At 41.7% G+C, this 16,455-nt stretch carries 14 protein-coding genes; 5 read left to right on the forward strand and 9 right to left on the reverse strand.

What is annotated here, in order from left to right:
- The 8 genes from BUE31_RS12290 to BUE31_RS12325 form a co-directional block, all read right to left on the reverse strand.
- Entirely contained in the window at positions 1-1,293 is a 1,293-nt protein-coding gene (locus tag BUE31_RS12290) for an amidohydrolase/deacetylase family metallohydrolase (RefSeq protein WP_073403796.1), read from the reverse strand.
- 78 nt (positions 1,294-1,371) lie between these two features.
- Positions 1,372-2,583, reverse strand: coding sequence for an aminotransferase class V-fold PLP-dependent enzyme (locus tag BUE31_RS12295; protein WP_073403798.1), 1,212 nt, complete (start codon positions 2,581-2,583; stop codon positions 1,372-1,374).
- An 11-nt stretch (positions 2,584-2,594) separates the two neighbouring features.
- Positions 2,595-3,056 carry a RidA family protein gene (locus BUE31_RS12300; RefSeq protein ID WP_073403800.1) on the reverse strand — a complete coding sequence of 154 codons (462 nt, stop codon included), beginning with the start codon at positions 3,054-3,056 and terminating at the stop codon, positions 2,595-2,597.
- A 58-nt stretch (positions 3,057-3,114) separates the two neighbouring features.
- Positions 3,115-3,558, reverse strand: coding sequence for a c-type cytochrome (locus BUE31_RS12305; protein ID WP_073403802.1), 444 nt, complete (start codon positions 3,556-3,558; stop codon positions 3,115-3,117).
- Between the two features lies 1 nt (position 3,559).
- The gene (locus BUE31_RS12310; RefSeq protein ID WP_083619781.1) at positions 3,560-4,489 is read right to left on the reverse strand and encodes an SMP-30/gluconolactonase/LRE family protein; all 930 of its coding nucleotides are present in this window, start codon (positions 4,487-4,489) and stop codon (positions 3,560-3,562) included.
- Positions 4,482-6,296: a PQQ-dependent sugar dehydrogenase gene (locus BUE31_RS12315; protein WP_083619783.1), complete on the reverse strand. Its 1,815-nt coding sequence runs from the start codon at positions 6,294-6,296 to the stop codon at positions 4,482-4,484. Before BUE31_RS12315 ends, BUE31_RS12310 begins: the two co-directional genes overlap by 8 nt.
- A 413-nt stretch (positions 6,297-6,709) precedes the next feature.
- Positions 6,710-7,423 (reverse strand): LytR/AlgR family response regulator transcription factor, encoded by a 714-nt coding sequence (locus BUE31_RS12320; RefSeq protein WP_073403804.1) that lies wholly within the window; start codon positions 7,421-7,423, stop codon positions 6,710-6,712.
- Positions 7,420-8,373 carry a sensor histidine kinase gene (locus BUE31_RS12325; RefSeq protein WP_159440673.1) on the reverse strand — a complete coding sequence of 318 codons (954 nt, stop codon included), beginning with the start codon at positions 8,371-8,373 and terminating at the stop codon, positions 7,420-7,422. Before BUE31_RS12325 ends, BUE31_RS12320 begins: the two co-directional genes overlap by 4 nt.
- 274 nt (positions 8,374-8,647) lie before the next feature.
- On the opposite strand from BUE31_RS12325, the gene BUE31_RS12330 reads away from it, so the two are divergent.
- The 3 genes from BUE31_RS12330 (at position 8,648) to BUE31_RS12340 (ending at position 11,522) form a co-directional block, all read left to right on the forward strand.
- A complete protein-coding gene (locus BUE31_RS12330; protein WP_073403809.1) occupies positions 8,648-9,073 on the forward strand; it encodes a VOC family protein in 426 nt (141 codons plus the stop codon).
- A gap of 226 nt (positions 9,074-9,299) precedes the next feature.
- On the forward strand, positions 9,300-9,959 hold the full coding sequence (locus tag BUE31_RS12335; RefSeq protein ID WP_073403811.1) for a DUF4395 domain-containing protein: 660 nt from the start codon (positions 9,300-9,302) through the stop codon (positions 9,957-9,959).
- Between the two features lie 3 nt (positions 9,960-9,962).
- Entirely contained in the window at positions 9,963-11,522 is a 1,560-nt protein-coding gene (locus BUE31_RS12340) for an aminotransferase class V-fold PLP-dependent enzyme (protein WP_073403813.1), read from the forward strand.
- A gap of 124 nt (positions 11,523-11,646) precedes the next feature.
- On the opposite strand, the gene BUE31_RS12350 is transcribed toward BUE31_RS12340, so the two are convergent.
- A complete protein-coding gene (locus BUE31_RS12350) occupies positions 11,647-12,513 on the reverse strand; it encodes an AraC family transcriptional regulator (protein ID WP_073403817.1) in 867 nt (288 codons plus the stop codon).
- A 255-nt stretch (positions 12,514-12,768) separates the two neighbouring features.
- On the opposite strand from BUE31_RS12350, the gene BUE31_RS12355 reads away from it, so the two are divergent.
- On the forward strand, positions 12,769-13,482 hold the full coding sequence (locus BUE31_RS12355; RefSeq protein ID WP_073403819.1) for an RraA family protein: 714 nt from the start codon (positions 12,769-12,771) through the stop codon (positions 13,480-13,482).
- 47 nt (positions 13,483-13,529) lie between these two features.
- A complete protein-coding gene (locus tag BUE31_RS12360; RefSeq protein ID WP_073403821.1) occupies positions 13,530-16,454 on the forward strand; it encodes a glycoside hydrolase family 2 TIM barrel-domain containing protein in 2,925 nt (974 codons plus the stop codon).
- The last annotated feature ends 1 nt before the right edge of the window (position 16,455 follow it).

Consider the following 16,455-nt stretch of genomic DNA (forward strand, 5'->3'; position numbering starts at 1 on the left):
TTAATGATCTTCGCCCTTTAATGCCGCTTGCTTACTTCTGGCAACATTCCTGGGCGGATAAACAGGCGTTGCTATCCCGTTAAGATCGTATACAATTTTACCCGCCCTGATGGTAAGCTCACACTCCAGTTTCTTATTGGTTTCCATCTTATAACCGGTATAGTCGTATAAACCGAATTTACCATCACGAATATTTAGTATAGCCACATCTGCACCAGACCCTACAGACAGGTTCCCCAGCTCCTCGTGCTTTATTTCTTTTGCCGGATTTGAAGTACTGGCCTGTATTACATCATGCAGCGACATCCCCATCGCCAAAAATTTAGTCATACAGGTAAGCATATCCTTCATGGCATCATTCATGCTGCCAACGTGAATATCGGTGCTGATGGAATTAGGAAAGAAACCTTCTTTCATTGCGGGCAACGCCTGCGAATAAGCAAAGCTGATACCTCCATAACCCACGTCAAAAATTATCCCGCGTTTCCTGGCTTCATAAACAAAAGGTTTTACCTTATTGGTTTGCAGGTCTACCAGGTACTCCCGGCTGCCCAGCTGACCAAAACAATGGGTAAAAATATCGCCCGGGCGCAGGTGTTTCATAAACAACTCTTCAATTGAAAGCGGTGGGTTACTCCCGCCAAAGTCGATCATAACCGGGATACCTCCTGCAAGTGTACCTGCTTCCACCGCACGGTCGGCAGGCGTCCAGTCGTGTCCTTCAAAATGGGCCAGTTTAATGCCTACTACAATGTCCCTATATCTTTTGGCAACCAGGGCGGTCATCTTTGGGTCCATGTCGTTAACGTTTTGCTCATAGCCGCCACGCATCCCCTCGCCAACAATATTTAAAAGCGCCAATACCCGCGTTTTTGAAACATCAATGGTTTGTGATTTAAAAGTGGGGAACGTCCGCCAGCCTGAGCTGCCGGCATCTACAACCGTGGTTACACCGTTTCTGAAAGTAAAGCCATCAGGGGATATGCCCAGGTTTCCGTCTTCATACTGGTGATCCGGCTGCGTACCATAAAAATCATGCGTGTGAATATCAATTAACCCGGGCGTAACGTACATCCCCTTTGCATCAACTACCTGGATTCCTTGTTTTGGGTCGATGTTTTGTGAGAGAAGGGCTATTTTACCATTGCTAACAGCAATGTCCATAACAGCATCTATGTCATTTTTAGGGTCGATGATGCGACCGCCTTTGATCACAATATCATACGATTGCGCCATAGACACCTGGCTGAGTATGCCCAAAAGGATCAGTAATAGGAAATAGGTTTTTAGCATTTTGAATTTACTAGTTAATTCACGATCAAATATTATGGTTTATAATTCCGGCTTATCAATAATAAGTATAAAACATTGTTAGGTAGCCTGTTGCAATATAGATTTTACTCTTCCTGCCACAACGTCAACCTGGTCAGGCCGCAAAAGCACTACGCCAATGGTCAGGTGATCTTCCCTCCCGTTAGCAACAATACTTGGCGTACCATCTTTCAGGGCCTTTACCACCTCTTTGGGTTTAATTTTAATTTTATTTTGATCCCAGGTTACGTTAAGGCTCGGAAAGGCATTAGCCGGCCCCGGGTCAACTACGGTTTCGGTTTTAACACCTGGTAAGCTTTCCAGCTGAGCGCCGATATGTTTGGTACGCTGAAGCCAGTCTTCCCATTCTTTTTTATGGTCTCTTTCAATATAAGCTTTCAGGGCGGCATACATGCCAAACATTTCTTCCTTATTTACCTTCATAGGCCTGCCAATAGGCGCTTCGTTGGGGCTGTGATTAAGGCGGGCAGCGGTGATCAGGTCTTTACGCCCAAAAAGCAGACCTGCGCTTTGAGGGCCGCGGATCATTTTACCACCCGAAAAAGTCACCAGATCGAAGCCTATTTTCTGAAATTTGAACAGGTTTTCAACAGGTGGCACATCCGCTGCTGCATCTAAAAGCGTTGGGATCTTATGCTTTTTAGCAACTGCTACAAAATCGCTGTGTGAAATGCTGCTTTTATTTGCCGCATTAAAAAACAATGCCATTACTGTTCTCTCATTAATGGCTTTTTCCATTTCTTCAGCACCTTCAACCTCAATAATTTTAGCTCCGGTTGTAGTTACAGCCTGGTCAAAAAGATACCTGTGTGTTTTTTGCATTATTACCTCTGCACGTGGCCCTGGCAGGTTTGGCAATAGTTTGATCTTTTCAGGATCGGTACCGGTTATGGCGGCAGCGGTGCTCAGTAATATGGCACATGCTGCACCCGAGGTAACCATGGCCGATTCCACCTGCAGCATTTCAGCAATTTTAGCGCCTACTTTATCCTGGAGCTGGTACATATCGGCGAAATCGTGAGCGGTTGAATTAATCGCCTCCAATACTTCAGGGAGCATTAGCGAGCCTGATAAAAAAGTCATAGTTACCGATGCATTAATTACCGGTGTAACGCCGAGCTCTTTAAACAGGTCGCGCCCTGGTGCTTTTAATGGGCGTGAGGTGGTCTCTCCAATAGAAGCTGCCTTGCTCACCAGGCCGCTTGCCAATGGCAATAGGGTAAGGCCTTTTAATATATCTCTGCGTTTCATTTCAATTTTGTTTATATGTAAGCAATACAATCCATTTCTACCAATGAGTTGCCCGGTACGCCTCCTTTGGCTACGGCAACAGTGGTACGTACCGGCGGGTTTTTGCCAAAGCGGCCTTTATAAACCTCATTCATGCCCTGGTAGTCTGCAATATCATTCAGAAACACGCCTACTTTAAGTACTTTTTCCATTGAAGACCCAGCTTTTATCAGCTCTTTTTCCAGCTCTTTCAGCACAATCTCGGTGTGGGCCTTAATTTCAAACGGCTCAACATGCGCCCCTTTGCCGGCAATAAAAACCATGTTACCCAGTTTGGTTGAACCGGAAAATAATGGCACATCCTGGAAGGTTGTTACATTGTTTGCTACCTTTTCATCAGCAGGCGCTGCTATTGCATCTTTGCTTATTCCGAATACAGATAACCCGACCACCGAGACCAGCATTGTTTTCAAAACAGATCTTCTTTTTTCCATGTTGTTTAAGTTTTAGTGAACGTTTGTATGATGTTTTATTTTCTATTGCTATTCATGCTTATTTTGAGATGACCGGGGGACTCTTTGAGTTCAACGTAAGAATATATTTTACTATTTTATTGGCATCAGCCAGGGTAATTGCCGGATGGGGGGCCATTGCAACGGGTCCCCAAACACCGCTGCCGCCACTAATTACTTTTTGCGAAAGCATATCTACCGTACTTTGGTTCTGCGGATATTTTTCAGCAACGGCATTATATGCAGGTCCCACCAGTTTGGTGTCTATTTTATGACATGCAAGGCAGTCAGATTTAGCAATAAGTGCTTTACCATCTTCAATTTCCGGTGCTGTGGCAAACGGTGGCGGAGGTGTTGTTTTAGCTACTATGACAGGCGCCTTCTTTTTTACGATGGCTTTTTTCTTTACCTGGGCCGATGCATGGCCGACGAATACAATAAATGTAATGCATAAACCGGCTGTTACTAATTTTTTGATCTTCATATTATAATTTCTGTTCTTTAGCCATCTTCCATTCACGACCGGGATCAGCAACCCTGAAAGTTTCCAGGTTGCCCTGGTCCTGTAAGGTAACGTATATGGTCCTTCCATCGGGGCCGCCAAAGGCAACATTGGTTGGCCGCTTACCGGTGAGTGTTATTTCCTGCAGGATCTTTCCGTCAGGCGATACCTTGGCTACTGTCCCTTTGCCAAACCGGGCCTGGTAAATATTTCCTTTTATGTCGCATCTTAATCCGTCCATTCCAAAATCCGTAAATTCAATTACAAGTCGTTTATGGCTTATTTTGCCTTTGGATGAAAGGTCATAAGCCCATATTTTACGTTTTTCATTTACATACAAAGTGTGATTATCGGGGCTTACATCAATTCCGTTAACGGTGGCCATGGTATCTAAAAGTGTTACTTTACCATCCGTATCAATGCGCCAGATCTTACCCGTTCCGGCCTTCCAGTTCGGGTCGCTGGCATAAAGCCTGTCTTTGTTATCAATGGCAATATCATTTGGCTGGCTCATTCCATCCTCATGGGCAAAAACACGTTGCTGTTTGGTAACCATATCAACCTTAATAATATTGTGCCCTGTATAGTCTGCAATGAACATATTGCCATGGCTGTCAAACCTGATCCCGTTGCCAACACTGCCTTTAGGCAATTCAATAAATATGCTGGTTTTTCCATCGGGCGTCATTTTTCCAATGGTGCCATTATGGTCAAAGTTAACAGCATAAACATTGCCTTCTTTATCAACTGCGGGCCCCTCTACTCCGGTGGTAAAGCTTTTAACAGGTGTAAACAGCGATGACTTAAAAAGTGCGGTATCTGCAGATTGCGCATTTGAATTTAGTGCGATAAATAATGCAGGCAGCAATAACCGCCCGGATTTGAAGGCCGAATTAAAAAGTGATTTAATCATGGATTTGGTTTGATGTCTTTTTTCTTACAGCACTTACTTGTGCCGGTGTCACAATTTCTGGTATATTATTAAAATTTGATTTTATATAGGTGAGCACTTCGGCTATCTGGTCGTCTGTTAAAAAGCTGCCATGTCCTGGCATTACTTCGTTGTACGATTGGCCTTTTACCTGTACTGGTCCCTTAAGGCCGTTAAGCACCACGTTTATCAGCCTGTTGGTATTATAATTTACCCATTCTGATTGCGCCAGCGGAGGGAAACGGTTCCCATCACCCTTCCCATCATTTTGATGGCATGCCACACAATAAGTACTGTATACTGCCGATGTTGTTGGCAGGTCTTTAAACAGGTTGTCTTTGATCTCATCGGGTGTTTTGATATTGGATGCCGTCATCTTGCGATTTTCCATAGCAGCCAGCTGGGCTGTCCCGAAGATTTTTTTATCGCCTTTGTAGATAATCCGCCAGATCTTTCCCTTTTCGGTATCGCTTACATATAATGAGCCATCAGGCCCTTCGGCCAAACCCATCGGGCGATATACGGCATTGCTCACATTTACAATAGGTTCAACTCCGGCAAAGCCATCTGCGAACACTTCCCATGGGCCAGAAGGCTTGCCATCTTTAAACGGAACAAATGCAATAATATAGCCTGCCTGCGGATAAGGGGCGCGGTCGGTAGAGCCGTGAAAAGCAACAAAAGCACCGTTTTTATACCGGGCCGGAAATTGTTTCCCTTTATAAAATAATAAGTCGTTGGGTGCGAAATGAGCGGGGAAAGCCATTATTGGCTTAGTTAGTTTTGCGCCGTTGCCGTCTTTTGTGCCGTCACCGCCAAACTCGGGGTTAAGCAGCTTTTTATCCTTGATCTCATCGTAATAATAATAAGGCCAGCCGCCGTCAAGACCTTCATTTACCTTAAAAAACTCTTCGGCGGGTTGCATCGCGCTTTGCCAAGGTGAATAAAGATCCGGCCAAAGCATGCGGAGATCATCGCGGCCATGACTAACCGTATAAAGCGATTTACTCTTCGGATCCCAATCCATAGCAACGAGGCTTCTTAACCCTGTTGCATATTTTACGCCATCCAATTGATGCTGACTGCTTTTATTAACATCAAACATCCAGATGCCGCCATGGTCTATTAACCAGGGATTCCCTTTACCGGGCGAAGCTGGGTCTCCAACACCGGGAGAACCCGGTAAGCGATTTTTTTCCTGCCCCGCGTTTGATCCCGCACCCCAGCCCACAAAAATGTGCCCTTTATTATCAAACGCAATCGGCTTGGTCTGGTGTTCGTGATAGGGTGGATTATCAATCACAACCGTATCCATCTTGCTATTCGGAACTAATTGTCCGCGTTTAAGCTTCATTCGGTAAACCATTAGCTCTGAGCTGAAATACAGGTAGCCATCATGGATCCGCATAGCCGTTCCGTAGGTATGACCGTCGTATTTACCGAAGGGGGTTATAATATCGGCTTTACCGTCACCATTTGTATCCCTGAGTGCGATATTACCATAACCGCCATTTGCGTAATGATTCCTGGCTTTTACATAAATATCGCCGTTTGAATTAACAGCTATATGCCGGGCCTGCCCCTTTAAACTATCAACAACTACCAGCGCCTTGAAACCGTCAGGTAAAAAAAGTCCACCATTGTCGGCATCGGCGGTTAAACGGGTATTATTCAGCGAAAAACCCATTATGGTAAGCAATGCCCCTGCAATGATAAACTTTAATGAATGTGAACGAAAATAGCGCAATGCATCAGTTATAGCTTTTCGAGGGCTGTTTGTAAGCTTCATTAGGTAAAAAATATATATAAACAAATAAGTCGATCCGGCGGAAACCGGACAGAGGTTTTAATATTTTGATCTGTTAATTTAAATAAACTAACGGGCTCATATTTTTTATAACTATTGAAAACGACGCCAGGCAAATATGTATGCTGCATATGCTAACGGGATAGTGTCGGGCTTATCCGATAGCAAACATCATATTGCCGTTGTGTTATTACACGCGGCTCGATTAATATTAATTCAGAGTTGTATAAATTGCAGCAGCAAGGTAAGAGAAAATATTTGTTTTTTTATAATTTAAACACACTACAACTGCACTACATGTAATTTGAGCAGCTGACTTTACTTAATAAATCGGGGGTTAAGCCTGTGGTAACCAGGATGAATTGAACGGAAACACCTGACCTATGACCGGTTTATTATCTTTTTAATAATCGCTGGTGCACAACCTTCATTACCATTTCCCTATAATTACGGCTTATCGGCAATGGCTTGCTTCCAATCTTAATTTCGTTGCCTTCTATTGCATCAATTTTTGAACAATTCACCAGGTAAGATTGATGGATCTTAATAAATTCGTCAAATGGCAGCTGACATTCCAGGCTTTTCATAGTAAGATAAGCAAGGATCTTTTTACTTTCAGTATAGATACACACATAGTTGCCCACACTTTCAGCATAAAGAATATCCTTTAGTTCGACTTTTTCGATCCTTTTTTCGCTTTTGATAAAGATATACGAAGGCTGCAACGTAGTTGCTGCCATATGTTTCATTTGATGGTAGTCCTTTGCTTTTTGTACGGCTTTAAGAAACCGGCTAAAGGCAAAGGGTTTTAAAAGATAGTCGATGATATCCAGCTCATATCCCTCAAGGGCATATTGAGGGAAAGCGGTCGTCAGTATTACCATCGATTCGATGTTCATTTTTTGTAATAACTGCAGTCCCGAAACCTTTGGCATCTCGATATCAAGGAATATAATGTCGGTAGTATTACTCTTCAGAAATGCTTCTGTCTTGGTCGCATTCTCAAATTTTCCCTGCAGATCCATAAATGGCACCTGTTCCACAAACTCGTGCAATATTTTTCGCGCAACCGGCTCATCATCAACAATTATACAGCTGAGTTTTTTCATGTTGTAAGCGATAAATGAACCTGATACATGTTTTGTTCTTTTTTAATATCAAGCTGGTAACGACCCTTATACAATAGCTCCAGCCGTCTGACGGCATTATTGAGGCCGATCCCACCGGATGAAGTTTCCGCTTCATCATAAGAATTATCACAGGTAAAATCAATCCGGCCCTCTTCTTCAGTCAGCCCGATGTTGATGCTATTGATGGCATTATCCTCTCTTGAAACATACTTAAAGGCATTTTCAACAAAAGCCATGAAAATAAGTGGGGCAATTTTTACGGCGCCGTTCTTATAGTTTATTTTTAACTCCACCTGCATATTATCATTACTGCGGGCTTTTTGCAGGGCAACGTAATTTTTCAGATATTTTATTTCCTTTTCCAGCGCTATCAGGTCCACATCCGCCTCATATAAATTATACCGCAGCAGGTCTGAAAATTGCACCATCATGTCCCGCGCCTGGCTGTTGCTCATATCAATATAACCATAAACCGTGTTGAGGCCATTAAACAGGAAGTGCGGGTTGATCTGCGAACGCAGGTATTTCAATTCCGTTTGCAACTGGTTGATCTGGCTGTTTTTAACCTGCTCCTGCTGTTCCGACCATTTTTGTGTGATATACAGCATTGAGGCAATAACAGTACAACAAAGGGCATACACAAAATTATCCCAGAATCCGGCGCTGGTGCCGATACTCCGATCGTGAAAAAGAACGTTATGAATAAACCCGTTATACCGGCTGGTGAAGAAGGTATAGAACCAGATTGAAGCGATGAGGCCCGAAGCGTACAAGCCGAACTGTTTCTTTTCAAGCAGGTAAGGGATTAGCAGCGCATTATTGGCCAATATCATTAATGTAAACAGCGAAAAATGTACAATAACAGTAAACAGGTAAGAAAAGCAATCCTGCACAGTACTTCCTGAATAAACAGGTTTTTCAATGATCACGGCCCCGATATACGCGATAAAAAAGAGTAAATAAGATATGCGTTTTTTTAAAAACATGGCGCCGGGTCTGTCTATAATATATATAAATATATCCCATTGATTTGATAACCGGAAATAGCGCTTTCATCCGGATGCAGTTTATCACGGAAATAGGTATAGTTATCATGTAAGCCGCACATATTATCACATAAATTTTGATTATAAACTGAGCGGACAATTTTTTATTTTTGATAGTACAGCCCTGGAAATCAGTGAAACATTAAAACAATTAGATATGTCAACGCCATCCAATATCCGCCTGGCAGTGCCGTTTTTTATGGTGCGCGATATGGAAGCTTCGCTGAATTTTTATGTGGATAAGCTTGGTTTTAAAATAACTAACCAATGGACACCCCGTGGTAAAATTGAATGGTGCTGGCTGCACCGCGAAGCTGTTTCCCTAATGCTCCAGGAGCAACTGGACAAGGAAAAATTTGACCACGAAGGCCCGAAGGGAAAAGGAATCTCTATCTGCTTTCAATGCGTTGATGCGCTTGCCCTATATCATGAATTTACCGCAAAGGGCGTTGAAATCAAGGAGCCATTTGTAGGAAATAATATGTGGGTGGTTGCTTTCCCCGATCCTGATGGTTACCGCCTTGATTTTGAAAGCCCTACGGATGTGCCCGAAGAAACAAAATATTCGGAGTGGTTTAAGTAATTAATTCTTAGTCTTTTCCAGGCAGATCTCCGCCTCGCATCGTCCGTAGTGATTTCATGCAAAACCTTCCTGTTACGTAGAATATCCATACGGCTATCACAATATTTTTTTTATCTCACAAGCCTCCTGTACATTTATGAAAAGATAGCGGGACATCCACTAATTAATCTTAAATTCTGTAACAAAAGTTCCTGTAAATCATTTAATTATAACAAGCGATATTCATATGAAAAAAGTTATACAATTTGGCGAAACTGTTGAAGGATATGATATTCCTGTTTTAAATGAAAGAGAGATAAGAGCAGCGGCCGGAATCCTGTTCTTAGTTATTTTTTTCTCTTTGATGCTTATCATGTTTAACAACAATTTTTTACTGGCAAAGTATTCGATAACAATATTCCTGACAGATTTTATCATCCGGGTATTTGTTAATCCTAAATTCTCCCCCTCCCTCATCATCGGGCGTTTGATCGTCAGGAACCAGGTTCCGGAATATGTTGGTGCTAAACAAAAAAAGTTTGCGTGGATCATCGGTGTGGCTTTGTCTGGTACTATGTTTATTTTCATGGTGGTAGTAAATTCATACAGCCCTATTACAGGTATTATTTGTTTGATGTGCCTAATATTCCTGTTTTTTGAATCGGCATTCGGCATTTGTTTAGCCTGTAAAGTTTACCGGATGGTTTATGGGGAAAAAGCGCAATACTGCCCGGGCGAAGTTTGTGATGTAAAGGCAAAGCAAGACATTCAAAAAACATCAAAAGCCCAGGTTTTTATTGTTTTTGGATTTATAGCTTACATTTTCCTCATCAGTTATTTAGTTGGGGATAATTTAAGGAAAACTCCCTATGACCTGTTTGGCATTTTTTCTGCAAAGTCTAAATAAAAGATGACCTCAAAAAGCGCATTGGAAAATTTCTTTTCTGCCTTCCGCAGAAACATCATCGGCTATAACCAAACCTTTGAATCCCCTTTTGGGAAGAAAGCAATAGTTTATGCCGACTGGACGGCAAGCGGCAGGGCTTACCAGCCGATTGAAGAATGCCTGCGAAAGGAGATCATGCCTTTTGTGGCCAATACCCATACGGAAACTACTGTCACCGGGAAATTGATGACCAAAGCTTATGAAGCTGCTAAAGTTATTGTTAAGGAGCATGTACATGCAGATGACGATGATGTACTGATTTTTTGCGGCAGCGGAATGACAGGCGCAGTAAATAAGCTGCAAAGGATCTTAGGGCTGAGGATGCAGGAACGGCTAATGGATTATGTGGGTAATGCCCCGCAAATAAATGAGGAGCTACGGCCTGTTGTGTTTGTAACCCATATGGAGCACCACAGCAACCAGGTTACCTGGCTGGAAACTATTGCAACCGTTGAAATAATCAGGGCTGATGAAAACGGAAATGTTGATTTAGCACACTTCAGGAGCTTATTAGAGCAATTTAAGCACCGGAAGAATAAAATAGCTGCAGTTACCGGATGTTCTAACGTAACAGGGGTCCAAACCCCGTATCATGAAATTGCAAAAATGATCCATGAATATGGCGGGTTATGTTTTGTTGACTTTGCCTGTTCTGCTCCCTACGTTAATATGGACATGCATCCCAAAGAAAAAGGTGCCCATTTAGATGCTATTTATTTTTCGCCCCATAAATTTCTTGGTGGCCCGGGTACATCGGGTGTGCTGATCTTTAATAAAAAGGTTTATAACAATACAATACCTGATCAGCCGGGAGGAGGCACTATAGTGTACAGCAACCCATGGAAGGTTCATGAGTATATCGCAAATATTGAATTGCGGGAAGATGGCGGCACTCCGCCTTTGTTGCAGGGGATAAAAGCGGCAATGTGTATCCGGTTAAAGGAAGAGATGGGTGTTAAAAATATAATGCTGCGGGAAAAAGAAATATTGCAGATCATCTTTGACAGGTTCTCGAAAATGAAAAATATTGAAATACTGGAGGGAAATATAAAAAAGCGGCTCGGCATTGTTTCATTCATTGTAAATGGAGCACATTATAATTTGATAGTTAAAATACTGAATGATCGGTTTGGTATTCAAACAAGAGGGGGATGCTCTTGTGCCGGGACGTATGGGCACATGCTGCTGCAGGTTGACGAGACTAAATCTTATGAAATATTGAATGCTATCCGTTCCGGCGACCTGTTGTGCAAACCGGGGTGGATCAGGCTATCTGTCCATCCAACCATGACCAATACCGAAATTGATTTTATTATGGATGCGATTGAATTGACCGCATCTCATTTTCAAGAGTGGATGAAAGATTATACCTATGATCCCGGATCAAACGAATATTTATTTAACGGGATGGCAAGGGAACAGGACAAAGTAGCCGATTGGTTTAATGCTTCCCTGTGGAATGACCCTGCTGCTTTAATCTTCAGCGATGATGCTCTGCCTGGTTTTGCAACAATACGATCATGATGAAATTATAAACGGAGGATTTAAAATGACAAACAATACTGCCGAAAAACCACAGGTGCGTTATGCAAGACTGGCCGGCTTTGCGCTGCTACTTTGGTTTCAGCAATTGGTATTTCAACGCTTTTTAAGTTTTAACCTGCTTTTTATATTCAGAGGGGGTTTTGCCCGTAATTGATCTGAAAAACTTATTAAAATTGGTAAAATTATTATACCCGCATTGATAACATACATCAGCAATAGTGTTCTCTGCATTCTGTAACAATTTACAGGCGTGCCCTATGCGTAATTCATTAATAAAGCGGGTGAGTGATTTTTGTGTGCTCGTTTTAAAAAATCTGCAAAATGAGTTAGTAGTCATATTACAAAGATCAGCAACTTCTTTAAGCTCAATATCACGATGAAAATTCTGCATTAAAAATTGATAAACTTCATTAATTCTCTTTGTATTCTTTTCATCACATAAATTCTTAAAGGAAATACTTGCCAGGTAATTATATTCCTGGGAAACTGCTAGAATTTCAATGGCTTGCAGAAAATGGATTATTTTTTTAAACCCTTCTTTTTCGGATATCCGTGAAAGGATCTTTGTTACTTTTTTATTTGTTTCACCATAAAACCTTAGTCCTCTTGCCGACCGTTTAATAAGCTCTTCAGTTGGGTTTAAAATATTCTGCTCATCAGTTAGGTTCAAAAAAAAATCCGGGGGGAAATATATAACAGTCGACTTAACCTTATTTCCACTTATTTCGTGTTGAAATATTTCATCATTTAGCCATATATGAGGAAGATCGGGCCCCATTAACACCAGGTCACCTTCCTCAAAGTTGTCAATATGATCGCCAACAATGCGCTTGCCATAGCTTTTTTCTATCCATACCAATTCGCAAAGATGATGGAAATGGAAAGGGGAAGTAAGATTGGAAGTTTCGAGTTTTTTTATCCGGATGGTTTTAGTGCCGGATAAGTTTATATCAATTAATTGCGGTTTCATGTAACATCCTTCCCAGTTATTATTATTAATAGCATGCACCCTTTATCAATGTGCAAGTCAATCAACCAAACTATAGTTTTTGTTTAAAACGAATTTATCCATATTTTTTCATCAATCAGGCATATAGGGTAAAATAGTTTAACAATCTGCTAACCTAATTTTAGAAGATGGTTTATAAATGATCTACATTTATCCTGATTAATTTATCTGCAATAAGTATAAATAAATCAAGTCCCAAACAAGAGATAAACAGTTATGGAAGTAAATAATAAGGAAAAAGCACAATGGCTTTGGGATAGCGATGAAGAACTCTTTCATCTAGTTCGCAAAGAGCTTTATACTGCGGTGGTAGGAGATATTATGGATAAATTAGGGTTTTTGAACCAATTTTTACCACCACAAATAATGCCGCTAAGTGAAAGTTCTTTTATAATAGGCAGGGCAATGCCGGTATTGGAAGCTGATGTGGTTTCTGAAACAAGTCAGCATAACGTTATTTTAAATAAACCTTTTGGTTTGATGCTCGAAGCCCTTGACGACCTTAAAAAGAACGAAGTGTATATCTGTACAGGTGCATCACCCAGCTATGCGCTTTGGGGGGAGCTGATGAGTGTAAGAGCTAAAAAATTGGGGGCCGCAGGCGCTGTAGTCGATGGTTATTCAAGAGATACTAATGGGATCCGCAATATTAATTTTCCGGTATTCTCCCATGGCCGGTATGCTCGGGATCAGGCTCCACGTGGTAAAGTAATAGATTTCCGAGTACCTATTGAGATAAAAGGAGTGCACATTAAACCCGGTGACATTGTATTGGGGGATATAGATGGCGTATGCATTGTTCCAAAGGAAGTGGAAGAAAAAGTATTCAATTTGGCTATTGAAAAAGCAAGAGGAGAAAAAATGGTACAGCAGAAAATTGAAGAAGGTATGAGTGCAAAAGAAGCCTTTGAAAAATATGGTATCCTGTAATAATAGTTTATACGCTAAAAAATTATCATTTATTAAATACAATCAGAATGGTTAAAACCAGGTTTCTTACTAAATTTTATTTGCCTTTTTTACTTTTTTGCTGTCCCGTTTACTCTTTTGGGCAAAACATAATTAACGGCTTTGAAATCCCGAGGATTTCACCTTTACCGGCAGCTGTTGCAGGGACACAACAGGCACAAATTTCGTTAAGTGGTAAATGGGATTTCCAAATTGAAGGCCAAAATGTAAAACATACCATTAATGTGCCGGGCGAGTGGGAAATGCAGGGATTTACAGTTAACGAAGGAGAAACGGCGGTATATAGCCAACGACTTGAGATTCCTGCAGATTGGAAAGGTAAGCGAGTAAAAATACGTTTTGACGGTGTAAGCTCGCATGCAGCCATAAAACTTAACGGTGTTAAAGTAGTAGAACACGAAGGCAGCTTTGTGCCCTTTGAAGCCGATATTACCAACGCGCTTAAACCTAACAGCAATATATTGCAGGTAGATGTGCAGGCATTAACCATTAGCGACAGGCTGGCCTGTACATCTCAATATGCTGTACATACCGTTGGCGGTTTGTTGCGTAAAGTTGTTCTTTTTGCAGTGCCGCAAACAAACATCGCATCAAACGTTGCAACAACAACATTTGATCCGCAGTTTAAAAATGCCATTCTAAAAATACAGTCAGATCTTGCTAATGAATCTGCATCCCCGGCATTGGCTCAGCTTCAATATGTTTTAACTGATGCAGCAGGTAAAGTGATCTTTCAAAAACTGTCGGCTATTGAAAAAGATTTAGTTCCCAATGGTATTGCAAACACACAAACAACTGTCAGTGTAAAACAGCCGCAGCTATGGAACCCTGAACATCCTTATCTCTATCATTTAAAAAGCACGCTGCTGGTAAACGGAAAAATGGTGCAAACTATAACTCAAAATCTGGGTTTCCGGCAAATTGAGATCAGGGGTAATCAGCTGCTTGTTAATGGGAGAGCAATAAAGATGCATGGCGTAAACCGGCACTCTGTGTACCCGCTTACTGGCAGGAGTATTAGCCCGGAGTTAGACCGGAAAGATGCAGAATTGTTCCGCAATGCAAATTGTAATTATATCCGCACTTCTCATTATCCGCCATCCGAAGAATTCCTGAACGCTGCAGATGAATTGGGATTATTTGTTGAAAGTGAAGCTTCATTATGCTGGATAGCGCATGGTGCGGCGCCTGTTTGGAAGAAATGGGATTATAAGGATGAAAGGTTTTTACCCTACATGGTAAAAGCCGACGTTGAAAATGTATTGGCGGGCCGTAACCATCCATCTGTCATTATCTGGTCTTTAGGAAATGAATCCATGTGGAGCCCGTTATGGGAAAAAGTGCTGTCTGTTGTTAAGAAGCTTGATCCTTCACGCCCCACTACTTTTCATGATCAGTGCTGGGGCGGCTATAATAATGCGCATAGCAAGGCAGATATCGCAGTATATCATTATCCGGGCATTAATGGGCCGGCGGCATCTGATACCATGAAACGCCCTGTTCTTTTTGGAGAATACGCGCACATTTCCTGCTATAACCGGCGGGAATTGTTAACAGACCCGGGCATACGCAGCAGCTATGGTAAACCACTTGAAACAATGTACGATTCCATTTACGATCATAAAGGATGCCTTGGGGGAGCAATATGGAGCGGTATTGATGATACGTTCGATATGCCTGACGGACGTATTATTGGTTACGGCCCATGGGGGCCTATTGATGGCTGGCGCAGACCGAAACCCGAGTATTTTGGCATGAAAAAAGCCTATTCCCCGATAAAAGTAAAACACATTGCCTGGCCGGCAACAGGTAAAAAATATATTGAATTAAGTGTAGAGAACCGTTACGATTTTACCTCATTAAAAGAAGCGAATATTACTGCCATTGTAAATGGGGTTTCGCAAACGGTTAAGGCCGATATTGCTCCGCGTAGATCCGGTATTATAAAAATACCGGCCGATGATGCAAAAACGCTGCAACTCATATTTAAAGATCCAAGGGGCTTTATTGTTGATGAAGAAAAATATGAAACCGATGCTAACTCAGTTGATACGAATGGTCAAAATACAGCGGTTTCATATGCAGAAAATGAAGCAGCTTATTTTGTAAAACAAGGGAACGTACGATACAGCATCAGCAAGATGACAGGAATTATTACCTCTGTAAGAAAAGGCGATACTGAAATTATGAAGCAGGGACCGGTATTCGGCATAGTACCTATGAATGAAGAAGATGGTGGTAAACCTAATGTGGGGGGAGAAACTTATCAGAACAATATATATCCTGTTAAAAATTACCCTTTATACACGCTATTTGCCAGCAATCTTGTCGCACAAAAAATCAACGATGGGCTCAGGTTTTCTATGGATCTTTCCTATATTGACTGTAAAGGGAAACAAACCTATTTGTTTACAAACGATGGCAAACTAATAACTGAATACGAAGTTCAATACACAAAGGCCAATATATCCCCTTATCAATACGGACTAATGCTGCAATTGCCAAAAAGCTTTGATCAACTTAGCTGGAAGCGAAAAGGTGAGTTTACCGAATATCCTGAAAACGATATTGCAAGAACCCGGGGAACGGCAACACTTAATGCGAAGCATGTAAATAACGTGGAAGAGTGGGGCGTTGTACCTAACGGCGATTGGAAAGATGATGCCAATGACTTAGGCAGCAACGATTTTCGTTCAACTAAACGCTATATCCATCAAGCATCATTGCAGGATAAAAACGGGAATAGTGTTACTATACTTTCTGATGCTACGCAGGCATCCCGCAGCTGGTTGCAGGATGAGCGCATTAACTGGCTGATTGCAGATTATTGCAACAACGGTTCGGAACCATTTTATGGTTCCCCGCACTCGGACGGGCGAATTAAAATAAAAGATAATACTTTAAAAGGTAAATTAGTGCTAGTAGTACGATAAG

This window comes from Mucilaginibacter sp. OK098 (assembly GCF_900142915.1).
Taxonomy (GTDB): Bacteria; Bacteroidota; Bacteroidia; order Sphingobacteriales; family Sphingobacteriaceae; genus Mucilaginibacter.